We start from the raw sequence: 23,619 nt of genomic DNA on the forward strand, positions 1-23,619 counted from the left end.
CTTCATCATCGACACAGGTAATGTGAAATGATTCACATTTTTAATACTACAAGACTTACTTACAAAAGCAGGTGAATTCATGATGAAACGTTCTTCTTTTCCAGTGGCGACAGGCCTTTATGTAAACTATCTTTTGTTCGGCATGTTTAATATTATGCTGGCGTCCCACATGTCCTTTTTAACAGAGCATTTGCATACAGATCAGGCGGGCATCAGTCTCTTGGTTTCTGCGATGGGATTTGGCAGGTTGTTTACCCTGTACATATCCGGGGTGCTCTCCGACCGTTATGGTCGTAAGCCGTTTATTGTGGTAGCAGGGCTACTAATGGCTGTATTCTTGGTCGGTATACCGCTGAGTCCCAGCTTTGAGATGGCGATCGTACTGGCAGTGCTGGCAGGCGTAGCGAATTCTTTTCTTGATTCAGGTACTTATCCAGCGCTGATCGAAGCTTTCCCCCAATCCTCTGGTTCGGCTACAGTGTTGGTGAGAGGCTTTATATCCATCGGGGCGGCATTTTTACCGTTAATGATTATCTTTTTTATGAATCACGACATTTTCTACGGATTCTCTTTCTTTTTACCAGCCTTCATATTTGCTTTGAATGCAATTTACCTGTTCAAGATGAAGTTCCCAGACATGCGGGTTCAGTCACCCAAGGAGCCAGTTGGTGATACTTCTGTATCGAGCGTTGAGCAAGCGGGAAAATTGGAGGCAAATGATCGGAGTAAGCCGCGGTTTTGGCAGGAAGGGGTATGCCTTATCTTGCTCGGATTTACCGGACCGACTTTGCTTTATATTGTGCAGTTATGGCTGCCTACTTTTGGACAACAGTTTATCGGTATGACCCAATCAGAGTCTCTCAGATTATTAGTTTATTACAATGTCGGTTCACTGATTTCCGTGTTTGTATTAGTAATTGTGTTAAGAAAATGGGTTAAACCTGTTCACATTATTCTTATTTATCCATGTATTTCTCTCTTGGCTTTTGGAGCGCTTCTCTTATTCAAGTCAGGGGCTGCGGCCATTATTTGTGCGAGCGTCATTGGGTTTTCAATATCAGGTGTACTTCAGCTGACATTAACCGTAATGAGTGAATTTTTTAGTCAACGAAAAGGACAGATTACCGGGTTTGTGTATACAGCAACCTCGCTGTCATACACGGTCATTCCCGTGTTTACAGGCTTTCTTTTGAAACATTCTCAGATATCGAGTGTTTTTATGCTAGCTATTATTGTGAATGTGCTAGGGATCGTACTGGCGGTGTTTGTTAATTTTCGGTACAGTTTAGTTTTTCCAGCAAGTCGCAAATTGTCCCCTAAAATCGTACTTGATACCAAATAAATGACGACTGGACCTAATCATCTGCATGCTTATTCAGAATGCGTTATACTATGAATTATTGTACATGTTCGACTTGAAACTGTAATTTGGGAGTGAGATAGAGATGGCTAAAATCGTAAAGGTGAAAGATGTTCTGATCGGTGAAGGAGCGCCAAAAATTTGTGTGCCCATGGTGGGAGAAACGTTGGAGCAGTTGAAGGAAGAGGCCACTTATTTACGTACGCTCGACCTGGATATCGTGGAGTGGAGAGTCGATTTTTTCGAGCATGTGGAGGATCTGGAAAAGGTTAAAGCTGCCTTACATGAAATTCGGTCTATTTTAGCAAATGTTCCGCTCGTATTTACGTTCCGTAGCGCTCGGGAAGGCGGAGAAAAGGAAATCAGTGCAGCGAGTTATGTGGAATTGAACCGTACAGTAGCCGAAACGGGGCAAGTCGAACTTATTGATGTAGAGCTTTTTAATGAGGAAGCTGATGTGAAGACGCTGGTAGAAGCAGCACATAAGCATAACGTATATGTGATTATATCTAATCATGATTTTCATAAGACGCCGTCGAAGGAGGAGATTGTGTCCCGGTTACGTAAGGCGCAGGAATTGGGAGGCGATCTGCCTAAGATAGCAGTGATGCCAACCAATACAGCCGATGTGCTCACTTTGCTGGATGCCACGCGTACCATGGCAGAAGAGCATGCAGATCGGCCGATTATTACGATGTCGATGGCGGGGAAAGGTGTCGTGAGCCGCCTGACCGGAGAACTGTTTGGTTCGGCTCTGACCTTTGGTGCTGCTAAGAAAGCTTCCGCACCGGGGCAGATTCCTGTCACTGAACTGAGAGAGATATTGACGGTGCTGCATAACCATTCTTAAAAGATGGATAGGCATTACTCGCTAGTCAGTAATATATCCGCAGTGAACCAAAAAGGAAGGCCCCCATGCGGTAAGCATGCGAGCCCTCCTTTTTGTGTAACTCTTAATTCAATCCCCGAGTAGGTTCATACAACTCCCAACCTAGATTCAGCGTTTGAATAATATAGTCTGCGACTTCTTCCGCATCCAACTGATCCGTATCGATCTTGGAGTGATTCACCGCGTAAATGTCCTGTCTGGAACGGAAGAGATCCTCAATTTCCCCTAAAGTCTTGTTTTGTAGATTGGGACGGGTGTCAATCAGCATCTTGAGCCGATCTTTCCAGGAATCCCAATTTAAATCCAAGAAGAAAACAATCGATGAAGCCAAACAAGCTTGCTTCACCTCTTCCTGTAAAAATGCACCACCGCCAACGGAAATGATTTTGAGGCGTGTGTTGCTGCATAGCTTCAAAATATGCTCTTTTTCAATCTCACGGAAACGCTTCTCTCCATAAGTTTTGAAAATCTCTGTTGTTGGCATGTTGTATTCTCGTTCAATCTCCTGGTCAATATCCACGAAATCGCGATACAGCTTGCGCGCTAGATGGGAACCGATCGTTGTTTTGCCTACACCCATAAAGCCGATGAGCACAATATTTTGTTCTTTTAATGGAATCTCACTATTGTTTTGCACGATAACCACTCTTTTCTCACCAGTAATGTTGAGATGTGACGCTTCAAAGCACTAAATACATTATACGTTCATCAAACGTGTCATTCAATAGTATAGACTACATCAAAAATGAGGTATAGAACGAAATAAGGTTCTGATTACCATTGTAGTGACATAGAGCACGCATTAGAGACTAGATACTCAGTAATTTGATGCGTAAATTGTCAAAAAATAAACTTGTACAAGTATAAAAGAGGCAATATTGTGTACTTAATTGAAAAAAAGGACATATTTTGGCGGAAAATATATTGAAATTACTGGAAGTATGATTATAATAGAGTTATGCAAATTGTAAATGTAATCGCTCTATTTACAATTTGTGCTTTATATTAATTGGGAGACAAAATTGCTTTGAACCAAAAACCAAGTATACATATGCAAATAGTTAAATAACGCCTTTTAGACGTGTATCGGTCAATGGGTTCATTGTACGAAGGTGGTGATACGGTCTACGCGCTCTAGTCAACGAAGAATTGACAAGAATAAAAAAAATATCTACGAGAGGGATGAATTGAAATGAAAACAAACACAGCTAAAGTATTGAAAAAGGGAATCAGTATCGCTTTATCAGGAATGTTGGTCGCTTTATTTGTCGGCAATTATTCTGCACATGCAGCTCCAGAAGTCGTTCATAAGACCATACTTGTTAAAGCTGGAGAAGTATACGATGGTAAAGGCAAGACTGTAGTGGCTGATCCCGATACCTTGGGAGACGGAAGCCAGAAAGAGGCTCAAAAGCCTATTTTCAAGCTTGAAAATAATGCAACTTTGAAAAATGTGATCATCGCTGCCCCTGCTGCGGATGGTGTACATGTGTATGGCAACGGAACTATTTCCAACGTAACGTGGGAGGATGTAGGTGAAGATGCCTTGACGCTTAAAGAGCCAGGCACGGTAAACATTACGGGCGGTGGAGCGTTCCATGCGTACGATAAAGTATTCCAAATTAATGCCGAAGGCACGATTAACATAAAAAACTTTAGAGCCGATGATATCGGAAAGCTGGTTCGCCAACTTGGGGGCTCTACATTCAGAGTGAATATGACTTTGGATAACTCGGATATTTCCAACGTTAAGGATTCAATTCTGAGATCGGACGGTCCTAACAGCAAAGCTAAAATTACGAACACTCGTTATCACAATGTGAAACAATTGTTCAAAGGCTTTAAATCCAGTAATACGAGCGAGTCCGGCAATACTCAATATTAATCGGAGTAAGATAGGAGTAGAGATATGATAAGGGGCTGTCCAACAGGTCGTGTGGATCTGATTGGACAAGCCCCTTTTTTGGTACGGCGAGTTACCCCAAGATGATCTGGACTTCGTTCGGAACGAGGACTGTGATATGATCGTGCTATTACATTTTATACAAAAAAAGTTGGGTAGCTATGAATCCTTTTCATCAATATGTGAATGTTGACGGCACTTTGAATGATATGCTGGTGCAGAATCGTGAAATTTTATATACAGGTACGAATGGTCGGCATGTGGAACGTTTTTACGTGTCTTCCTCTGAAAGTTATATATTCAAACCTCTAACCAACGATGATCAGGAGGGGCGGGAGAGATGGGTGTACGAGCATGTGCTTCCTGCGTTATCACCAATCTATCCCCGATTGCTAGCCTGGTCTGACGCAGACGCGGATGGCGGAGGAGAATGGATGGTTTTTGAGGACCTTGGTCCGTTACATCATCTACACGCAGACGAAACCCTGTTACGGGCTATTGGACTTGTTGCATGGTGGCATGCTTTGCCGACGGATCGTTTTGCTGGAATGCCGCTGCGGGGACCGAAGCCACTCATTCAGGAGATGGTTTCCGAGCTATACACGCGCAAGCCGGATGTGTTAAAGCTTTGCAGCTCACTGGGATTATCTAAGCAACAGATGCAGCGTATGTATGTACAGCTGGAGCATTTATCTTTTTCACAGCAGCTAGTACTGTCTCATGGTGATCTTCATCCGGGGAACTATGCGCTGAGCGGGGAACGGCTTATGTTACTGGATTGGGAGCATGCTCATCTGAACACACCGCTGTGGGATGTATATCACCTGATCGACATGTCCCATCCGTTGTTTCCCCGACGGATGACGTCCGAATTGCGTATTCGTATACTGGACACATACGTGGAGCAGCTGGAGCTGTTGGGGATAAGAGTGGATCGAACGGCATTTATGCTGGAATATGGCATGTTTGCGGTGGTATTTTCGCTCTGGATGCTGTTGTTAATCACAAGTGATTTGCAAAGGATTGGAACGAACCTGCATAGAAACGGCGATAAATGGTCAAAAGAGCAATTAGAGTCCCAGTTGGATGAAACGTTAGCCTGTTTGAACCAATGTGCAGCGATGATGGATTGGGGACAAGCCCAACAATGTAGATAGTAGCTTAAGACATAGACTGTATTTAGTTAGTAAAAGAAGGTGGGGAATAAATCCATGAAAAAAGTCGGTTTGGTCATGAGAAAAATACAATTTGCTGAAGCACAGGGTCCTCGTATTTTTGCAGAACGTCTGAAGCAGATCGGGTTGGAATTGGGGGTGGACATCGTATTTGTATCACCAGAGCGCCATGTGAGCAGCCATGACTGGCTTCCTGGCTATGAGCACGAAAAGGGCGACCTGGTCAACTATGACGTCGTACTGGACCAACTCCATGAGCAGCAGATTGAGCACGTTATTTATACGGTATCTGGCTTTACCTATTTGAACATGTTTTTTAAAAACAGCGTGCTTTTTCCGCATAGTTTTCCTGATCCGGCACTTACAGGCTACGAGATGATGAAGCCTTTTTATCAGATCGTGGACAAGGCTATCGTACAGACTGCCTTTCTCAAGCAGGAGATGGCTTCGAAGTTTGGCGTAACCGATGTGACAGTCATCCCGATCGGATTTAATGAGCGGCTGGTTGAAAAGCATTTTGATCCCTCGCAAGTGGTAGAGAACCGGGTGATGTGGATTGGTAGAGATGAGGAGAACCGACGTCCGGATTTGGTGCTGGAGTATGCGAGGCATAATCCTGACAAGGATGTCTATATGGTATTTGGCGGTGAACGCTACAAGGAAAGTATGAAGAAGTACGATATCCCGGACAATGTTAAACTTCAATTTGCGTTGACGCAAGATGAGGTGTTTGCACTGATGAACACGGCAAAGGTGTATTGGAGCTGCTCCAAATTTGATACGTTCGCGATGCCACTGACCGAAGCGCTGGCTATGGGTAAAATCGTCGTGAAGCCAGAGCATCCTTGCTATGGACATATCAGCTCTACTCATTCTTTTTCAGGGAATGAGAAAAACTGGTTCGAGCTGGTCAATATGGCTGCCGCCTCACCGCGCCGGGTTTCTACAGAAAATCAGGCATACGCTATGGAAAAGTTTTCAAGTCAGGTGATGAAGCAGGGCTATCGGGACTTTTTTGATCATTGGTTAAGCTGAACGGCGAGGCAAAACACTGTGGTTGCAACAAGCGTCTGAATGTCCAGAGTGAAATAAAAATAACCCGCAAGGTGGTCACTTTTTTTCAAATATCCATCATGCGGGTTACGGTTCTTTGACTTATCGTTTGGACTTTACTGGAACCGGGGTTCCTTTTTTAAAGCGAGCCGGTCTTCTCGGAATTCTGCGAATGCCGGAGTCCTCCGATTTAGAAGGTAATGCTTTATGAGTTGTCTTTGTTGACAGTTGGCTGGTTCTGCCGAACTCGACAGTGTAACTGTCTACAGATGAGTCAATGGAAAGTCTACGCATCCCCACTCGTCTGGATGATCCGCTACTATAGTTCCAACACCAATGAAAATCACTGCTAGTGCTTCTCGGAAGCCGTGTGCGGTACGTACCACGCCACGAATTGGAGTGATCTTCAGCATAATAATAGAATGTGGTTCCCCCGACAGAACCGTTCCATACTTCTCTCGTATCACCAGGTTCTATCCGATACCAGCCCATTTTAGAATAATTGGTGGGATGACAGTCGGAACTAGGATAAGCATAGGCGGCATAGATGGTATTACTCGTGTTGTTTGTAAAAAAAAGGCTCATCATACACACTTCTTTCCTCATAAATTTGTATTACAATGTCATACTATGAGGAATTTAGAAGAAGAGAGTGGACAATATCTCTCAATCTATGAAAAATGAACCAATCGTTTACGTCCAACTTGCTAAATGATTCTATGACTGTATCTCAGCTATCGCTTCAGTATGAGCCGTCTTGCGATCCTCAATGTAGCTAACTATCATGAGTAGCAGACCGCCGACAGTGATTAGCGATGCAACCCATGGAATAGCGGCTAGCCCCATTTGATTAATAACAACTCCCCCGATAAAAGCACCGCCTGCGTTGCCCAGATTTAATGCGGAATGGCTGGAGGTAGAGGCAAGTAAAGGAGCCTCATAGGCCAGATTCATGATGCGAACCTGAATACCCGGCATGATGCCGAACGCAGCAATGCCCCAGATAAAGACCGTGATGACGGCCAATACCTTGCTTTGAAGCGTAAATGTCAGAATGGCCAAAATAATAGCCAGCACAGCATAGTTTGCGATCAGGGATGGAAGTAGTTTCCAATCTGCGAGCTTGCCGCCAACGATGTTGCCGATCGTTACCCCTAGGCCAAACAGGACGAGAATCCAGGTAATGCTATGCTCGGCAAAGCCACTAATATCCGTAAGCAAAGGCGTAATGTACGTAAAGACAGTGAACAGGCTACCACAACCGACTGCACCTGTGAGCAGCATCAGTAGCACTTTTGGATTAAACAGGCTTTTGACTTCTTGTTTGAGACTGGAAGGCTTGTCCTGATGAATCACCGGAATGTAGCGAATGATACCAAAGAGAGAAATCAAGCCGATGACCACAATGGCTCCAAAGGAAGCACGCCAGCCGAGCTGTTGTCCGATAAAGGTACCGAAGGGCACGCCAATAATGTTCGCCACGGTCAAACCGGTCAGCACCATAGAAATGGCACCCGCGCGCTTGTCAGGACGAACCAGTCTGGCAGCGATCAGGGAACCGGCTCCCAAAAAGGTTCCGTGCGATAATGCAGTAGCCATACGAGCGGCAATCAGAAGTTCGTAATTGGGAGCAATGACGTAAAAAAGATTGCCTAAAATGAATATAGTCATTAGTAGGCATAGCAGCTTTTTCTGCGGAACCTTATGGGTTAATACAGTAAGTACAGGTGCGCCAATGGCCACACCAAGCGCGTAACTGGTGATTAACTGCCCGGCTTGCGGAATCGTAACATGAAGATCATGGGCTACATTGGGCAGAAGTCCCATAATGACGAATTCGGTCATGCCGATGGCGAAGGCACCAAGGGTTAACCATAGCAAGGAGGGGGGGAAGCGATTTGCTGTCATATTTTCTTGATTACTCATAAGTGTCTTGTATCCTCCTGAAAAAATAGTAATGCGAGTATATCATTACAGGCGATATCTGGCGACCCATTTTGCAAGAATTTTACATACTAAGTTGATAAGTTTTATGTAATTTACAAAAGCGACAGGTAGGAAGGAGGCAAGTATGTTATTTTGGTAGTATGATATTAAGATCGTAAAATGACGCTGTAAGGAACGATCCAAGGAGGATATAACGATGGCACCTAAAGTGGTACATAGTATTACAGATTTAATAGGAGATACACCTTGTGTAAGACTCCAACGGCTCACACGGCCGCAGGATGCGGAAGTGTATGTGAAGCTGGAGTATTTTAATCCAAGCGGCAGTGTTAAAGATCGGGCGGCGGGCAATCTGATTGCCGAGGCGGAAAAGGCAGGACATCTAAAGCCGGGAGGCACCATTATTGAGCCGACGAGTGGCAACACGGGAATTGGTCTTGCGATGAATGCGGCAGCCCGAGGTTACCGTGCAATTTTGGTGATGCCTTCGAATATGACGAAGGAACGGATCAATATTTTGAAAGCCTACGGGGCTGAGGTCGTACTGACACCAGCGGAAGAACGGATGCCAGGAGCGATTCGCAAGGCACTCGAACTGGGGGCTGAAATTGAAGGGAGTTTTATCCCGCATCAATTTGAAAATGAGGCAAATCCGGATATCCACCGTACGACGACGGCACTTGAGATTTTGGAACAGACAGAAGGGAAGCTGGATGTGTTCGTCGCTTCTTCGGGAACGGGCGGTACCATTACGGGAACAGGTGAAGTGCTGCGTCAGCATTTGCCGGATCTGCGGATTGTTGTAGTTGAGCCTAAGGGCTCGCCAGTGCTATCTGGAGGAAAACCCGGTCCACATAAGCTGGTTGGCACCAGTCCAGGCTTTGTTCCCACCGTGCTGAATACGGAAGTGTATGACGAAATCGTGCAGGTTTCCGATGAGGATGCGATTGCAATGACACGGGCGATTGCTGCCCAGGAAGGGATTCTGGTTGGCCCCTCTAGCGGAGCTACGATATGGACGGCGATTCAGGAAGCTCGGCGTTTGGGAGCAGGCAAACGGGTACTTTGCATTGCCCCGGATACCGGAGAGCGTTATCTGAGCATGGGGATATTCGGATAAAAAGATGTGGATTGGGGCCAAAGTAATACACGACCGTAAGTAAGTGGTAAAATAGGTGTGTGATAGCGGTTCCACGAACTATTCATATGTGGATGAAGCAGGGAATATTTTGAGGGTTGAAGGAGGAGAAACATGAAGATTATGCCTTTACAGAAACGTGGAATCTCCGATAGTCGGCTGGCGCTCGGTTGTATGCCTTTTGGTGGAGAATGGAGCCATGCACCGTTTACGCAGGCGCATGTCGTTGAAGCGGAAAGAGCTGTAGAAGCTGCACAATCCATTGGGATTACGATGTTCGATCATGCGGATATCTATCGTATGGGGAAAGCGGAAGAAATTTTCGGTCGGGTTTTAAAGGGACAGCCGGGCTTGCGTGAACAAATCGTAATTCAGTCCAAATGCGGCATTTTTCTGCCGGATGGTACGCTCCCGGGCCGTTTTGATTTCTCATATGCACATATTATGGAGTCCGTGGATGGCATTCTGAAGCGTCTGGGTACGGAATATTTGGACATCCTGCTGCTGCATCGCCCCGATCCACTGGTAGAGCCGGAAGAAGTAGCGAAGGCGTTCAGCGAGCTTAAGACATCTGGCAAAGTACGGCATTTTGGCGTCTCCAATATGAATGTAAGCCAAATTCGGTTTCTGGAGCGGAGCCTAACGGAGCCGCTGATCGCTAATCAGCTGGAAATGAGCCTGGCGCATCTACATTTTGTAGATCAGACAGTACATGTGAACCAGCAGGCGGGGACGAATGTACATTTTGGCGAAGGTTTGCTGGAATATTGCCAAACCGAGGATATTCAGCTCCAAGCCTGGGGACCGCTGGCGCAGGGACGTTTTAGCGGAGGTTCTTTGAAAGGGGAGCCTGAGCGTGTCGTTAAGACGGCAGAGCTGGTGCAGAAGCTGGCTTCTGAAAAGGAAACGACACGTGAAGCGATCGTCCTTGGCTGGCTTATGAAACATCCGGCACGGATTCAGCCCGTCCTTGGCAGCGCCAATCCTGAACGAATCAAGGCATGTCAGGATGCGGAACGCCAGAGCGAGCTGATGACCCGTGAGGAATGGTATGAATTGTATGTCAGTGCGCGCGGACAAGCCTTGCCGTAACTGGTACTGCGGACCCGTTTGTTACAGCAGGCGTATGTGGGTGTACGTGTATGACCTCGTTTATACGAACTGTAGTTTAATAGGCCCTCCCTTCGTCTCATTAACAGACGGAGGAAGGGCCTATTTACATGGATGCATCTCATATTGCCTCAGTAGCTATTCCTCTTCGTAGCGTGCAAGGGCCTTGGACGTTGTTTCCTTCATTCGTGAGATCAGCCGGGAGCCTTGGACGACCTTGACACGTTTGCCAAGGAAACGGATTTTGGATAGCACATATTCACATTCGTCTGCCTGGAAGGTGAGCGTAATACGATAGGTATCTGCTTCCTGAACATATTCGACCTCTTTTTCAAAGCAGGAAAAAGCATATAAAATACGGGACATTTCACCGTTGTATATGGGAATAATTTTGATGATGCCTTGCTCTTTGCGCGACTCCAGTATATCGAGTATACGTTGGGTGAATTTTTCGGCCTCTTCGGGTAGAAGCTCATCTTCCGTGATGTTCACGATATTAGACAGCTTGGTAGACATGAGCGCGCGGTGTCTGCGGTTATACCACAGCAGGCTCCATTCTTTTTTGACCATGGAGAACTCCAGCTTATATGGAAAACCGGACATTCGCTCATGCATGCGTCCGTTGCGCAGTTTGTAGGTCATACAGATACCTGAACGGGACCGCAGAATGGGACGCAATTCACGCAGGAGTGGATGATATACCGAGACAGCAGGGATACCTGCTTTTTCCCGCAAACTCCTATCGGCCTCCAGCGGCTCGTCGTCTGCGAGCATCTGCCGAAGCTTGTCAAGCGTAGACGGGGTGAAAGCCTCTATTGCTGCCGAATCTGTCAGCATAGATTGGAGCCAGACTCTTTCCTGCGATGTGGTAGCAAAAGCGCCCGATTCATCCAGCCGAGAGACGATCTGATAGTTAAATATTTTCTCGAACAGGCTCATAATAGGCTTGCAGCTCCTTCCATTCCTGTCTGAATTCCTTACGCAGCCGCTGAGGTTCCAATACCTCACAGCTTGATCCAAAGCTGCGAATCCACGGTTTAATCTCGGTGATTCCATTCACTGTGATTTCATAGATAAAGGATTCACTTTCTTCCTCCGCAATCATACCCCACTGTCCCTGTGACAGCACACGTTCCCGAATAAAGTTGCGCTTCGCGCCCTCAGGATTAAAAAAACGTACCCGTACCTTCACAGGACGACCGGTATCAACAAGCCAGCTGTACCGCATTTTTTCTTCCAACACCGCTAGCAGATCGGCATGAAACTGCTCTGGTACAGGCTTGCCCTCCACCAATTGAGTCATGCCCTCCATACGAAACTTCATGATTCCTTTACCGCCTACATGACCAAGAACATACCAACGTCCATATTGATGATCATAGATGACTTGCAGGGGCAGAATGGTATGTTCACGGCCCTCCGTCTCTTTTTCAAACAGCGGGTTTGTGTTCTGTGACCCGTACATGCTTCGTTTGGATGTCGAAAAATATAAAAAAGTTACACAGCGACGTTGCCGAATGGCATGCAGAAGCGGATGAATATGGGCTTCGTCCAGAATGCGTGAATAATAGTGGTATTTATATAAAAAAGGTTCAATCATATCCCGATCTCCGGCTTGACGGCGCATAGCTTTTTTTAGATGATCTCGCAACAGATATCCCTGAACAGAGGGAAGCTGGGTGTTGGCCATAATGTCTACAAAATCATATAAGTCCAGTAATTCCTCGTCCGTCAGTCCTGTCACCAGATCGTTGCGGACAGCATAGCGGTAAGGTCTGCCGCCGTGCTCCTTGCGAACCACACCGACTTCGACCAGATATTTCAGATCGGAACGAATCGTTTTTTCATCTGGCAGCGAACTGTCGGAAGGCAGCCCGTTGCAGCAAGCATCCAGCAATTCCATAGTGGTCAGAGGCTGTGACTGTAGCGCTGTCAGCAGAAGAGATAAGCGGACGCTTTCTGATTCCTTGAGCGATTTAGCCCGAAACAAGAATAAAAGTAATGGATCAGCGGATTCGTAATAATTAAAGCGCAGCATCTCATTAAAATCATGTCCTTGGTCCTCAGGCAACTGTTGTTGTACGGATTGGACGATTTCCTTGAGACGCCGGATTGTTTTATCAAAGGTATGCACTGAAATGCCCAGTCTGTCTGCAAATTGCTGCCGATTATAAGCGCCGTTGGTCAGTGTGAGCATGCGCAGGAATTGAATTTCTTTATCAAAACTCTCTCTCGCCATGATGCATTCCCCGTTTCTGTTGCCGTTCTCCGAAAGCAAGTATCCCTTTATTCTAACAGGGAAGGGATGCAGGAAAAAGGGAATTTATTCATCTTTGTAATACTTCCACCATGTTCACGACTTCCAAAATAAAGCATCATAGGGATATAAGATAGCACGATGAAATAAGAAGCAATACATAACAGAAGGGTGATGCAACATGTTTGGACGACGCAAAAATGAAGTGTTATATCCATGGGTAGGCAAGCTTTCGATTTATGAAACGATTATGCAGGGATTAGACGCTCAGGGCAGGCTTACTGATGATCAATTACCGGACGATGAAGAATATTGGGCAGGTCACACGATGCGTTGGGTGGCAGGAGGATTAGATGGAGCATTTGGGCATCATGGTGCTGGCGAGCATGTAGCCGATAAAATCAAGGATCTGGTGCAGCTGTTGTCCAGACAATGTCGTAAGCCAGGAATGAAGACGAGACGTGAGACGTATGTACGCTTGATGGAGGAAAATGCGCTCAGTCTGATTGATCCGTTGCTGGATGCGGTGCGCCAGCATCCAGCAATTCAGCCGGATCGTTTGTATGAGGAAGCGCGTTGGCTGGCTGAACACGGAGCACACCGCAATGTGGTGAAGATTGGTATTGCGTTGCTTGGATTGCTGGAGACAGAGCAGCATCACGAGCTTATTTTAACGCTGGCAAAGCATGATGAATTCACGCTATATGCGGCTGTAGCTATCTGTAATATTTCGGAGCAAGCCAACGAACAGTTGTATACGTTAGCCCGCCAGGTACATGGCTGGGGACGTATTCACGTAGTGGAACGGCTGGAACCTACGCGTCAGGAAATACGTGATTGGCTACTGCGGGAAGGATTCCGCAATAATGTCATGTATGAATATCTTGCTTATGAGTGCGCTCATAAAGGCGAGCTGCATACAGCCATCGCCGTTCCGCAGATTGATCAGGAGTTGTTTGACGGAGCAGGCGAGATTCTGTCGGCTTTGCTGGCAGCAGGCGGACCTGCGGAAAGTATAGACGATTATGAGCATGCCGCTATGGTTATAGGTAACTACCTTCGTCATGCCAAGGCCATGTGCACGACGGTGCAGCATTTTACGATCATCATGGATATTGCAGACTTTCTGGATGAAGAGGACGATACATGGGAGACTCGTTATGAGCATGAATGGACACCGGAATTGCGTAGACGTTACGCGTCGCTGTGCCAGCAGATGATGGACGATCCGCAGTGGGTGCAATTGGTGGAGCAGGAATTGCAGCATGCAGATTCATCTCATCTCCACTATGCCATTCGTGTAGCTCGAATGCTGACACTAGATGTATGGCCCGTGCTATTTGATCAATTAAGCAGATACCCAGTCAAGCCTATTTTGTACTTTGAACTCATCAAGACAGAGGATGAACAGCGGGTGCGCAAGTTGGTGGCTTTTGCAGAACAGCACTTGCCCTTGGGAGAGATTGCTTCCGGCCCTGCTAATCTACCTGGGTATGGACTAGAGTATGAAGCGCATCAATGTCTGGGTATGCTGTTGCAACTATTGTCTTCTCACGAAGGAATGGGACAAGAGCTAGTTGCTGCCGGGCTTTGGAGTCCGGTGACCTCCAATCGCCGTGCAGCGCTTCATGTACTCAAGGTATGGTCTTCTGAGATGTGGGGAGAGAAAACGACAGAGCGCCTTCGCCACTTATCGGTAGCTGAAACGGAGGAGTCGATTAGAGAACAGATTCGGGAAATACTTTAATGATAAGGGAGGGAACAACATGACAGATGTGAAGCATGGGCAGGGTTTCATTCAACCGGAAATGTGCGAGACGATTTTGCGTGAGCTGCGCGCATTGGAGCAGGCGGAGCAGGTGCGCATTGTGTACGCCTGTGAATCAGGCAGTCGGGCATGGGGGTTTCCTTCACAGGACAGTGACTATGATGTACGATTTATCTATGTAAGACCCGTAGAATGGTATTTATCTATCTTTGATAAGCGGGATGTGATTGAGCGACCCATCAGCAATTTGCTGGATATGAACGGCTGGGATTTGAAAAAGGCACTCCATTTGTTTCGCAAGTCCAATCCGCCTTTGCTGGAATGGCTGCAATCTCCGATTCCCTATCTGGAGCAGTATTCAGTGGCTGACCAGATTCGTGCAATATCGCCGTTAACTTTCTCTCCGAAGTCCTGTGTGTACCATTACCTGAATATGGCGCGGGGGAACTATCGGGATTATTTGCAAGGAGAACAGGTGAAGATTAAAAAGTATTTTTATGTACTGCGCCCACTGCTGGCCTGTGGCTGGATTGAACGTTACAACAGCATGCCTCCGATGAAATTCGTAGACTTGCTAGAGGAATTAATTCCGTCAGATACAGAACTTTATCAGGTGATCGGGCATTTGCTGCAACGTAAAAAAGCGGGCGAGGAACTGGATATGGAGCCACGGCTTTCGGTGGTGAATGATTTTATCCAGCAGCAAATTGCTTATTTTGAACAAAAGGCGCCCTTGCTTCAGCATGTGGAGAGTGGACGGGATCAGCAGTTGGATGATTTGTTCCGCACTGCGGTGAATGAAGTATGGAAAGCATAAGCTGGGAAGGAGAAGTGGAGTATGCACATCACGCTAAAAGCAACCGGAACCCATGCAGGGATGATTTCGCATTTGCTTGCTAAGAATCCTTACAATACGTATGATCGCACAGAAAAAGGCGCACGTGTACGCATGGTGTACACTGTTTTTACCGAGGAAGAGGCTGAGATCGTCATTCAGGCTTCGCCAGATTCGATTGATTTGATCAAAAACAGTCCAGACAGCTATGATATTACACAATATATTAATGACCGGGAGTTTGTAACCAGCAGCTTATTTTGCACCTATATTCGTGGCTCGCTTGGCACAGCCCTGAACGGTAAACCCAAAGAAGATTATGCAGGATGGGTGACGCACCCTTTTGCGCTGGAGTTATCGTTTGGGCCTGTTGCTTCGGATTTGCCGGATTCTGTGGTGGAGGGACTATTTGCTCCGCTGGGCTATCAAGTGGCCATAGAACGAGGGGAAGCAGATTATTCTTTTCAGCTGAAAAATCGAAGCACCGTCAGATATGTCACGTTAAGTGGCCACCAGACGGTGCAGTATGCGCTGCGTCAGTTATTGCTGTTGATTCCGGTGCTGGATAATTATAAGCATTACTATATTAGTGAAGAAGAGTTTGACAAGCTGAGACGTTACGGTGAAGGCTGGCTGCCAGAGCATCCGCTACGCGAGCTCATCATTCGACGCACGCTTCGTTTTACCAATCTGATTGAGCAATTTGAGCAATCAGATTCTGCTGAAATAGGTACTCAAAAACATATTGAAAAACATACTCAAAAACATACTGTCCAAGCTCAAAAGGATAAGCACGAACAGGTTCAACAGCAAGAACAGCCACAGGAGGAAGGGAAGCAACAGCCTACTGTACGGCTGAATGAGCTGCGGTATCAAGCTATTATGGACGTGATTCGCAAGCTGCCTCGAAGACAGAAAATCGTAGATTTTGGTTCAGGAGAAGGGAAGCTTTCGGCTCGGATGGCCCGAATGACGGGCATTGAAGAAATTTGGGCGGTGGAGCCGTCTGCGTATGCACAGGTGAGAGCCATGGAGCGTTTTGCCAAGCTGGAGAGGCATACCGACGCGATCATTCCTACACCCATGATGGGCTCTCTCTTTTATTATGATGAACAATTGCGGGGCAAAGATGTGATGATCCTATGTGAGGTCATTGAGCATGTGGACGAGCATCGTCTGAACCGGGTGATGAAGACGATTGTGACGGAGTATCAGCCGGGTGTGCTGATCGTGACGACTCCCAATCGTGAATATAATGAAGTATATCGCATGAACCAGCAAGAGCTGCGGCATGGCGATCACCGTTTTGAATGGAATAGACGCGAGTTTCAGGAACGATGTGAGCAGTGGATTGAGGAAGCTCCTTATTTGATAGCGCTGAAGGGGATCGGAGAAGAGGTCGAAGGCTTTGGACAACCGACCCAAATGGCTATATTTACGCGCAGAAAGGAGCAGAAGGAAGCATGAGCAATTCATCCAAACGTACGATTCATTTACCGCATGCTGGACTGGTTGTGTTGGTGGGGGCCTCCAACAGTGGCAAAACCACATTATTGGACAGGCTGGTGAGCGAAGGGATTCTACTGGAGACAGAAGTGGTATCCTCGGATCATTTTCGCAAGCTGGTCGGAGATACGGAATTTATAGACTGGAGTGGACTTCCAAGGCTGGAATCGGACGTACTGTTCTATGAGTATCAGCAAATGTCAGCCAAGGCGTTTGAGGCGATGGATACGATTCTGGCTATGCGTTGTCGCTTGAATAAGCTAACGGTTGTGGATGCCACCCATTTGTACGCTGAGGATCGCCAGAAATATGTACAGCTGGCAGCCAAGGCGCACGTTCCTGTTATGGCCTGGGTACTGGATGTACCCGAATCTGTGCTGCTGGAACGTGATTTAGGCAGGGAGCATCCGCGTGGCCGCCAACGGGTCAAGCAGCAGGCACAGCTGTTAAAGCGGAATCTGCGTGGTATCCGTGAGGAAGGCTTTAACGCTTGCTATGTTATTAAGGATGTAGAAGAAATGAACTTTGTTCGCCGTGTGCAGCCACTGTTTCATGAGATTGGCTCAGGTATTGACATCATTGGTGATATCCATGGGTGCTACCGTGAGATGCTGGAAGTGATAGAGCAGCTAGGATATACGGAAGATACGGAAGGACTATACCATCATCCAGATGGCAGAAGACTAGTATCTGTCGGGGATGTGATGAGCCGTGGCCCAGAATCGTTACAAGCGGTGCAGTTCTGGAAAAAGCACGTGGATGCCGGACTAGCGTATATGATTGACAGTAATCATGGCTGGAAAATCGGCCGTTATCTCGATGGAAGAAAGGTGACTCTCAGTCATGGCGATGAACGATTTGCAGAGGAACTGGTCCAATATGAACAAAAAGCGGGCAAGGCAGCGGCAGAACAGCTTAGAAGCGAGTTGAGGGATTTTCTGCTACATGCACCCTCTCATCTTATTTTTGGCAGAAATGGATTGCGACATGTGGTTGTGGCTCATGCCGGGATTAAGGATCATTTTATTGGCAAACAGTCGGCACGTATTTCTGATTATTGCCGCTATGGAGATACGGAAGGACAGGATGCGAACGGAAAACCGATCCGCAAGGATTGGTTCGTAGACCATGAATCGGGAGAAATAGTAGTATGGGGACATGATCCGAGACCGCAGCCTACCCTTGTGAACCAGACGGTGAATATTGATCAGGGTGTGGTATTTGGCGGTATGCTGACCGCTTATCGTTATCCGGAAAAGGAATTTGTCAGCGTTCCGGCACATGAGAATTATGCGAATGATCCCGATAGCCCACTTGTCCGGTGGCAGAGAAAACGGTTTTCCCCGCCGAATTTACGCAAGCTAATCGCTGGTTACAGTGTGCTGACGGAATCGTATGGCGAAGTGCGCGTACAAGGAGAATGGATCAAATCCGCTATAGATACCGTGTCACATGTGACGGTACCCATGGAGGAGCTGGTGTATATTCCACCGACGATGAGCCCTGCTCCAGCGGTGTCTGCAGAGGAAGGATATCTGGAGCATCCACGTGAGGCGCTGGCTTATTATCGCGGGCAAGGAGTACAAACGATGGTGGCCGAGAAAAAACATATGGGTAGCCGGGCTATTTTGCTATTATTCAAAAACGAACAGGCCGCTGTTCAATATGTAGGCTACCCGACATTGGGCACGATCTATAGTCGGAGTGGGAGAGCTTTCTTTGAACAAAGCCTTGGGAAGCAAGTGATGGAGAAGCTTAATGTGGATTTACGGACTGCTGGATATTTTGAACGGAACCAGACGGATTTTGTATTGCTGGATGCGGAAATTGTACCGTGGAATCTCAAGGCTCGGGAACTGATTGCTGCACAGTATGCGCATGTGGGGGAGGCAGCTCTGTTGGATCGCAGTAAGCTGGTAGACAAGCTGAAGCAGGCGAAGGTTGCAGGTCGAGAGGTTGGAGACTGGTTGGAGGAAATGGAACAGAAGTACGCGAATGCCGTAACGTTTCAAGATGCTTTTCAAAAATATTGCTGGGATGTGGACGGTCTGGATGAAATTCGTATTGCACCGTTCCATACACTGGCACACAGCGGAAAGACTTTTTTCGACCATTCTCATATTTGGCATATGGAGCAAAACCGGGAGCTGGCTGGGCTGTCTTCCCTGTTTATGGAGACAGAGTACCGCGTGATCACGGACGAAGCAAGCGAGGAAGAGGTCATTCGCTGGTGGAACGAGATGGCAGAGGATGGTCATGAAGGGATTGTGATCAAGCCGGAACGCTTTTTGATGAAAAATCGGGACAAGATGATTCAGCCTGCAATCAAGGTGAGAGGCCGGAAGTATTTGCACATCATTTACGGTATGGATTATCTTGCCTCTGAGAATTTAAAGCGTCTGAAGCAGCGTCGAACGAACAAAAAGGAGCGTCATGCCCTGATGGAAGGAGCGCTTGGTATGGAAGGCGTGGAACGTTTTGTCCGCAAGGATACGGTAGATCGTATTCATGAATGCGTCCTTGCCGCGCTATCTCTGGAATCGGAGCCGATTGATCCGAGATTGTAGTTTGCGAAGGAGGGATTGAGATGGAAAGGGGTACACCGTTAATTGATATTGGCGTGAACTTGATGCACCGTTCGTTTCATGCGGATCGGGAACAGGTGGTAGAGAGAGCCGCAGCTGTAGGGATTTCACCCCTGATTATTACCGGGACCAGTGTCCGCAGCAGTCGGGAGGCTTCTCAGTATGCAGCACGTTATCCGGGCAAGCTGTATGCGACAGCTGGCGTGCATCCCCATGATGCCAAAGACTGCAGCGCAGATACGATTCAGCAGCTCCGCCAGCTGGCGAGTCAGCCGCAGGTCATATCCATAGGGGAATGCGGATTGGACTATAACCGTGATTTTTCGCCGCGTGATGTGCAGCGCCGATGGTTTGAGGAGCAAATCCAACTGGCGGGTGAGCTTAATATGCCGTTATTTCTTCATGAACGAGATGCACATGAGGATTTTGTTGCTATGCTGCGGGAGTATCAAGGGCTTGTCGATAAAGCAGTGGTGCATTGTTTTACAGGCACGGAACAAGAATTGCATACGTATGTAGAGATGGGACTGTATATCGGGATCACCGGCTGGATTTGCGACGAACGGCGTGGCAAACATCTGCGTGAACTGGTCAGAGATATTCCCTTGGACCGTCTGATGATTGAAACGGATGCACCATTTTTGACCCCGCGTAATTTGCCCGTGAAGCCTAAAGAAGGGCGTAATGAGCCCATGTATCTCGCTCACATTGCTGCTACGGTTGCCGAATGTACAGGCCGAAGCATGATGGAGATCGAAATCGCCACGACGGAGACAGCCAAACGTTTCTTCGGATTATAGGATTGTCAAAGCCATAGATGTGGTATATATTATAGTGAATTAAAAAAGCATTGTCGGGAGCTTGAGAAAGTCAGGCTGAGAGGGTGGCCCTTGCCACTGACCGTGAAATCTGATCTGGGTAATGCCAGCGTAGAGAAACCAAGAACACTATACAGGAATGCCGCTTGTTTCGCGGTTGTCGATAGATACAATGTATGTCCTAGCATTTTACCTTGACCCTGACTTTGGCTTGGTATCAGTGTAGTAGCTTAGACTACTGGTTATATAAGGCATATCGACGAATGATGTTTTGTATGGTGCTTCACCTTTTACTGCGCATAAAGCTTGCCTGGAGATTCAGCTCCAGACAAGCTTTTTTTTATGGCCAAGAGGCCAATTATAAGGAAAAAGGGGAGCACGCAATAATGAATACTGCTGTAAGAGCGTCCAAAGGGTTGAAGCTGACTGATATTTTGGTCACGATTGTGATCGCTGTTGTGTTCGGGTTAGTCTACAAAATATGGGGACCTGCCTATGATTTGATGAAACCATTCGGTCTACACGCCGAGCAACTGATGTATGGCATGTGGTTTATGGCAGGCACGTTTGCTTATCTCATCATTCGCAAGCCGGGTGTTGCAATTTTGGCAGAGGTGGCAGCGGCAACGGTCAGTGCTTTTTTGGGAAGCGAATGGGGGATGTCCACTTTGTACTATGGCCTGCTGCAAGGCTTGGGAGCGGAGCTATTTTTTGCGGCTTTTCTGTATCGGAACGCAAACCTGTGGGTTGCTTCGCTAGCTGCGGCCGGGGCGGCTGTCGCTTCTCTGATTTTAGACTTCAGCTACGGGTATATTGATCAGCTTTCGACCTGGAACTATGTTTTGTTTATTGGTTTTCGCATGATTGGCAGCATTGTGATTGCCGGGGTATTCGCGTTCTATCTGGCTAGGGCATTGGAGGTAACCGGAGTCACGCGAAGTTTGAGACCCGCAACGGAACAAGATTATAAGGGGCTGGATTGATGAGCCAGGCAACCGAAGATGTGGTGGCTTCGATCACCCGTCTTCGGTTGAAATTCCCCGGTGAGCAGGAGCTGCTTTTTCACAATATGTCTTTGTCTGTCCGCAAGGGGGAAAAGCTGCTGTTGCTGGGACCGAGTGGATGCGGTAAATCAACGCTGCTCCAAGTGTTAAGCGGTCTGATTCCACGCACGATAGAAGTGCCTATGAAATGCGATGCTGCTGTAATCCCAAGTGTCTCAGGTATTGTATTTCAAGATCCTGATACGCAGTTTTGTATGTCATATGCAGACGAGGAACTGGCTTTTGTGTTGGAAAATAATCAGGTTCCTCGTGAGCAGATGCGATCCCGTATTCGCGAGCTGCTGATACAGGTTGGTCTATCAACGGATGATATACACATGCCCATTGGCAGCATGTCACAGGGAATGAAACAGCGGCTGGCGATTGCGTCTGTGCTGGCTATGGAGCCAGAAGTGCTTTTTCTGGATGAGCCCACGGCTTTGTTGGACGAGGAAGGCACTACACAGGTGTGGGATACCATTCGAAACATTTCGGTAGACCAGACACTGGTGATCGTGGAGCATAAAATTAATGAAATTGTCCATGATGTGGACCGGATTGTGGTGCTTTCTGCTCAAGGGGAGATCATTGCGGATGGAAGGGCGGAAGAAGTATTTCATGGGCAGCGGCAGGCATTGTCCGAGTATGGCGTGTGGTACCCGGGAGTATGGAGTGAATCGTCTTCGCCGCGTTGGAGTGAATCAGTGACACAGCAGAATGGTACGGGGAATGGTACAGGGATTGATTTGCTGGAGCTGGAACATTTTAGTGGCCTCCGCGGTTTAAGTTCAGTGATTTATGTGGAGCATGCGCAGGTGAAGCCTGGCGACTGGATTGGCGTGGTCGGTGAAAACGGGGCTGGCAAAAGCTCACTGCTGCTCTCCATGATGCGCTTACTTCGCACACAGGGACGTTATAGCGTGCGCGGAATTGAGGCAGGCAGTACGGAACAACTGGCAGAGCGTATCGGGTTCGCGTTTCAAAATCCCGAGCTGCAATTCGTAGCACACACCGTACGAAAGGAACTAGAGTATTCGTTACCCAAGAGCTTGTTCACCGTTGAACAGTGCCGGGAACGGGTCGATCGGATGCTCGTACAGTTCGGACTGGAGCGGCTGGACGAGCGTCATCCGTATCAGCTTTCATTGGGCCAAAAAAGGCGGTTGAGTATTGCTACGGCTATGATCCGTGAGCCGGAAGTGCTGCTGCTGGATGAACCGACTTTTGGGCAGGATGCGCGTAATACCTTTGTCATGCTGGATATGTTGGAGCAGCTGAGAGCGGCAGGCACGGCCATTGTGATGGTCACGCATGACCCGGAAATTGTCCGTCGATATTGTACCAATATATGGCGGATTCAGAAAGGGGAACTCCAGTATGAACCTATCCTTTCCCCATCATAAAACATGGCTGCATCGCGTGAATCCGGGCCTAAAGCTTGTTATGTTTTCCATACTGTTTGTGGTCGTTATAGTCATCCATGATCCGAATGTCATGTTTAATGTTGCGTGTGCTATGCTGCTGCTGCTTGTCTGGTCAGGCCATCCATGGAAGCGGCTGCTGCTGTATGGATCTCCCTTTATATTGGTGTTTATTTCAACCTCAACGGGCATGATGATGTTCGGCAAAGGGGTGACGACCTGGTGGACATGGGGCCTGATCCATATTACGCAGGAAAGCTTTTATCGGGGTATACATCTGGGCTTTCGTGCGCTGAGTATGGCGGCGGTAGGGTTGCTGTTTGGTTTAACGACTCGTCCAGTGAACCTTTTTTATTCACTGATGCAGCAATGGAGGCTCTCTCCGAAGTATGCGTATAGCTTTTTGGCAGCCATGCGGTTGATGCCCATGATGGTGGAGGAATTCCAGGCATTGAGACAAGCCCATCGTATTCGAGGTTTACATCAGCATGTGTCCAAATGGAATATGTATGCCACGCTTCGCAGGTATGCAATTCCGCTGCTCGCTCAAAGTATCCGGCGTGCACAGCGAATTGCTATTGCTATGGAAGCCAAGGGTTTTACTAATGAAACCAAACGCACGTATTATTATGCGATTGGCTATTCGGCTGTAGATATTGTGTTCATATTCTATTTTGTCATCATGCTTACGGTGGCTTGGGGACTCGGTATCTGCTTTCCTTACGTGGGGGTGTGGGATGTACGTTAATTGTTGTCAAAAGGCTTTGCCCGTTTTCTGCTCTGTGGTATATTAATGCAATGGGAATTGACG

20 protein-coding genes and 1 riboswitch are annotated in these 23,619 nt (G+C 47.4%); of the genes, 15 read left to right on the forward strand and 5 right to left on the reverse strand.

From position 1 onward, the window contains the following. Nucleotides 1-79 precede the first annotated feature (79 nt). Both ACM1ND_RS04755 and aroD read left to right on the forward strand, forming a co-directional pair. A complete protein-coding gene (locus tag ACM1ND_RS04755) occupies nt 80-1,342 on the forward strand; it encodes an MFS transporter (protein ID WP_080751598.1) in 1,263 nt (420 codons plus the stop codon). A gap of 103 nt (nt 1,343-1,445) precedes the next feature. Then, nucleotides 1,446-2,210, forward strand: coding sequence for a type I 3-dehydroquinate dehydratase (gene aroD, locus ACM1ND_RS04760; RefSeq protein ID WP_023987142.1), 765 nt, complete (start codon nt 1,446-1,448; stop codon nt 2,208-2,210). Between the two features lie 103 nt (nt 2,211-2,313). Here the strand turns inward: aroD and ACM1ND_RS04765 are convergent, their stop codons facing one another. Continuing rightward, nucleotides 2,314-2,886 (reverse strand): shikimate kinase, encoded by a 573-nt coding sequence (locus tag ACM1ND_RS04765; protein ID WP_023987143.1) that lies wholly within the window; start codon nt 2,884-2,886, stop codon nt 2,314-2,316. A gap of 555 nt (nt 2,887-3,441) precedes the next feature. On the opposite strand from ACM1ND_RS04765, the gene ACM1ND_RS04770 reads away from it, so the two are divergent. The 3 genes from ACM1ND_RS04770 (at nt 3,442) to ACM1ND_RS04780 (ending at nt 6,362) form a co-directional block, all read left to right on the forward strand. Further along, the gene (locus ACM1ND_RS04770) at nt 3,442-4,134 is read left to right on the forward strand and encodes a pectate lyase (protein ID WP_023987144.1); all 693 of its coding nucleotides are present in this window, start codon (nt 3,442-3,444) and stop codon (nt 4,132-4,134) included. A 179-nt stretch (nt 4,135-4,313) separates the two neighbouring features. Continuing rightward, entirely contained in the window at nt 4,314-5,309 is a 996-nt protein-coding gene (locus ACM1ND_RS04775; protein ID WP_076265205.1) for an aminoglycoside phosphotransferase family protein, read from the forward strand. 54 nt (nt 5,310-5,363) lie between these two features. Beyond that, nucleotides 5,364-6,362, forward strand: coding sequence for a glycosyltransferase (locus tag ACM1ND_RS04780; protein WP_023987146.1), 999 nt, complete (start codon nt 5,364-5,366; stop codon nt 6,360-6,362). A gap of 120 nt (nt 6,363-6,482) precedes the next feature. On the opposite strand, the gene ACM1ND_RS04785 is transcribed toward ACM1ND_RS04780, so the two are convergent. Next, nucleotides 6,483-6,968 (reverse strand): DUF1036 domain-containing protein, encoded by a 486-nt coding sequence (locus ACM1ND_RS04785; protein ID WP_193217092.1) that lies wholly within the window; start codon nt 6,966-6,968, stop codon nt 6,483-6,485. Nucleotides 6,969-7,097: 129 nt separating this feature from the next. Next, nucleotides 7,098-8,306: an MFS transporter gene (locus tag ACM1ND_RS04790; RefSeq protein WP_418027118.1), complete on the reverse strand. Its 1,209-nt coding sequence runs from the start codon at nt 8,304-8,306 to the stop codon at nt 7,098-7,100. Nucleotides 8,307-8,523: 217 nt separating this feature from the next. Between ACM1ND_RS04790 and cysK the strand changes: the two genes are divergently transcribed. Next, entirely contained in the window at nt 8,524-9,447 is a 924-nt protein-coding gene (gene cysK, locus ACM1ND_RS04795; protein WP_023987148.1) for a cysteine synthase A, read from the forward strand. Between the two features lie 132 nt (nt 9,448-9,579). Then, the gene (locus ACM1ND_RS04800) at nt 9,580-10,557 is read left to right on the forward strand and encodes an aldo/keto reductase (protein WP_068938582.1); all 978 of its coding nucleotides are present in this window, start codon (nt 9,580-9,582) and stop codon (nt 10,555-10,557) included. Nucleotides 10,558-10,713: 156 nt separating this feature from the next. Here ACM1ND_RS04800 and ACM1ND_RS04805 read toward each other — a convergent pair whose 3' ends face one another. Both ACM1ND_RS04805 and ACM1ND_RS04810 read right to left on the reverse strand, forming a co-directional pair. Next, a complete protein-coding gene (locus tag ACM1ND_RS04805; protein WP_418027120.1) occupies nt 10,714-11,514 on the reverse strand; it encodes a WYL domain-containing protein in 801 nt (266 codons plus the stop codon). Then, nucleotides 11,489-12,814 (reverse strand): helix-turn-helix transcriptional regulator, encoded by a 1,326-nt coding sequence (locus tag ACM1ND_RS04810; protein WP_418027122.1) that lies wholly within the window; start codon nt 12,812-12,814, stop codon nt 11,489-11,491. Before ACM1ND_RS04810 ends, ACM1ND_RS04805 begins: the two co-directional genes overlap by 26 nt. Nucleotides 12,815-13,013: 199 nt before the next feature. Between ACM1ND_RS04810 and ACM1ND_RS04815 the strand changes: the two genes are divergently transcribed. From ACM1ND_RS04815 to ACM1ND_RS04850, 8 genes are all read left to right on the forward strand, one after another. After that, nucleotides 13,014-14,579, forward strand: a complete 1,566-nt coding sequence (locus ACM1ND_RS04815; protein ID WP_338533274.1) for a limonene hydroxylase — start codon at nt 13,014-13,016, stop codon at nt 14,577-14,579. A 19-nt stretch (nt 14,580-14,598) separates the two neighbouring features. Next, nucleotides 14,599-15,417, forward strand: a complete 819-nt coding sequence (locus ACM1ND_RS04820; RefSeq protein ID WP_418027124.1) for a nucleotidyltransferase domain-containing protein — start codon at nt 14,599-14,601, stop codon at nt 15,415-15,417. A gap of 21 nt (nt 15,418-15,438) precedes the next feature. After that, the gene (locus tag ACM1ND_RS04825; RefSeq protein WP_418027126.1) at nt 15,439-16,902 is read left to right on the forward strand and encodes a 3' terminal RNA ribose 2'-O-methyltransferase Hen1; all 1,464 of its coding nucleotides are present in this window, start codon (nt 15,439-15,441) and stop codon (nt 16,900-16,902) included. Continuing rightward, entirely contained in the window at nt 16,899-19,508 is a 2,610-nt protein-coding gene (locus tag ACM1ND_RS04830) for a polynucleotide kinase-phosphatase (RefSeq protein WP_418027128.1), read from the forward strand. Before ACM1ND_RS04825 ends, ACM1ND_RS04830 begins: the two co-directional genes overlap by 4 nt. Nucleotides 19,509-19,528: 20 nt before the next feature. Further along, nucleotides 19,529-20,326, forward strand: a complete 798-nt coding sequence (locus ACM1ND_RS04835) for a TatD family hydrolase (RefSeq protein WP_418027130.1) — start codon at nt 19,529-19,531, stop codon at nt 20,324-20,326. 43 nt (nt 20,327-20,369) lie between these two features. Next, nucleotides 20,370-20,481, forward strand: a riboswitch (TPP riboswitch). Between the two features lie 249 nt (nt 20,482-20,730). Further along, nucleotides 20,731-21,327: an ECF transporter S component gene (locus ACM1ND_RS04840; protein ID WP_209941031.1), complete on the forward strand. Its 597-nt coding sequence runs from the start codon at nt 20,731-20,733 to the stop codon at nt 21,325-21,327. Further along, on the forward strand, nt 21,327-22,790 hold the full coding sequence (locus ACM1ND_RS04845) for an ABC transporter ATP-binding protein (protein ID WP_076160093.1): 1,464 nt from the start codon (nt 21,327-21,329) through the stop codon (nt 22,788-22,790). Before ACM1ND_RS04840 ends, ACM1ND_RS04845 begins: the two co-directional genes overlap by 1 nt. Further along, nucleotides 22,765-23,556 (forward strand): energy-coupling factor transporter transmembrane component T family protein, encoded by a 792-nt coding sequence (locus ACM1ND_RS04850; protein ID WP_418027132.1) that lies wholly within the window; start codon nt 22,765-22,767, stop codon nt 23,554-23,556. The genes ACM1ND_RS04845 and ACM1ND_RS04850 overlap by 26 nt, the downstream gene beginning before the upstream one ends. The last annotated feature ends 63 nt before the right edge of the window (nt 23,557-23,619 follow it).

The organism is Paenibacillus sp. JJ1722 (assembly GCF_048282685.1).
In the GTDB taxonomy this organism is placed as follows: Bacteria; Bacillota; Bacilli; order Paenibacillales; family Paenibacillaceae; genus Paenibacillus; species Paenibacillus polymyxa_B.

What these genes read in the sequence shown, in the direction of transcription:
- ACM1ND_RS04800 (WP_068938582.1), top strand. Translation starts at nt 9,580, where the DNA reads ATGAAGATTATGCCTTTACAGAAACGTGGAATCTCCGATAGTCGGCTG.
- ACM1ND_RS04780 (WP_023987146.1), top strand. Translation starts at nt 5,364, where the DNA reads ATGAAAAAAGTCGGTTTGGTCATGAGAAAAATACAATTTGCTGAAGCA.
- aroD (WP_023987142.1), top strand. Translation starts at nt 1,446, where the DNA reads ATGGCTAAAATCGTAAAGGTGAAAGATGTTCTGATCGGTGAAGGAGCG.
- ACM1ND_RS04770 (WP_023987144.1), top strand. Translation starts at nt 3,442, where the DNA reads ATGAAAACAAACACAGCTAAAGTATTGAAAAAGGGAATCAGTATCGCT.
- ACM1ND_RS04790 (WP_418027118.1), bottom strand. Translation starts at nt 8,306, where the DNA reads ATGAGTAATCAAGAAAATATGACAGCAAATCGCTTCCCCCCCTCCTTG.
- ACM1ND_RS04785 (WP_193217092.1), bottom strand. Translation starts at nt 6,968, where the DNA reads ATGATGAGCCTTTTTTTTACAAACAACACGAGTAATACCATCTATGCC.
- ACM1ND_RS04805 (WP_418027120.1), bottom strand. Translation starts at nt 11,514, where the DNA reads ATGAGCCTGTTCGAGAAAATATTTAACTATCAGATCGTCTCTCGGCTG.
- ACM1ND_RS04845 (WP_076160093.1), top strand. Translation starts at nt 21,327, where the DNA reads ATGAGCCAGGCAACCGAAGATGTGGTGGCTTCGATCACCCGTCTTCGG.
- ACM1ND_RS04820 (WP_418027124.1), top strand. Translation starts at nt 14,599, where the DNA reads ATGACAGATGTGAAGCATGGGCAGGGTTTCATTCAACCGGAAATGTGC.
- ACM1ND_RS04775 (WP_076265205.1), top strand. Translation starts at nt 4,314, where the DNA reads ATGAATCCTTTTCATCAATATGTGAATGTTGACGGCACTTTGAATGAT.
- ACM1ND_RS04825 (WP_418027126.1), top strand. Translation starts at nt 15,439, where the DNA reads ATGCACATCACGCTAAAAGCAACCGGAACCCATGCAGGGATGATTTCG.
- ACM1ND_RS04755 (WP_080751598.1), top strand. Translation starts at nt 80, where the DNA reads ATGATGAAACGTTCTTCTTTTCCAGTGGCGACAGGCCTTTATGTAAAC.
- ACM1ND_RS04850 (WP_418027132.1), top strand. Translation starts at nt 22,765, where the DNA reads ATGAACCTATCCTTTCCCCATCATAAAACATGGCTGCATCGCGTGAAT.
- ACM1ND_RS04835 (WP_418027130.1), top strand. Translation starts at nt 19,529, where the DNA reads ATGGAAAGGGGTACACCGTTAATTGATATTGGCGTGAACTTGATGCAC.
- cysK (WP_023987148.1), top strand. Translation starts at nt 8,524, where the DNA reads ATGGCACCTAAAGTGGTACATAGTATTACAGATTTAATAGGAGATACA.
- ACM1ND_RS04815 (WP_338533274.1), top strand. Translation starts at nt 13,014, where the DNA reads ATGTTTGGACGACGCAAAAATGAAGTGTTATATCCATGGGTAGGCAAG.
- ACM1ND_RS04830 (WP_418027128.1), top strand. Translation starts at nt 16,899, where the DNA reads ATGAGCAATTCATCCAAACGTACGATTCATTTACCGCATGCTGGACTG.
- ACM1ND_RS04840 (WP_209941031.1), top strand. Translation starts at nt 20,731, where the DNA reads ATGAATACTGCTGTAAGAGCGTCCAAAGGGTTGAAGCTGACTGATATT.
- ACM1ND_RS04810 (WP_418027122.1), bottom strand. Translation starts at nt 12,814, where the DNA reads ATGGCGAGAGAGAGTTTTGATAAAGAAATTCAATTCCTGCGCATGCTC.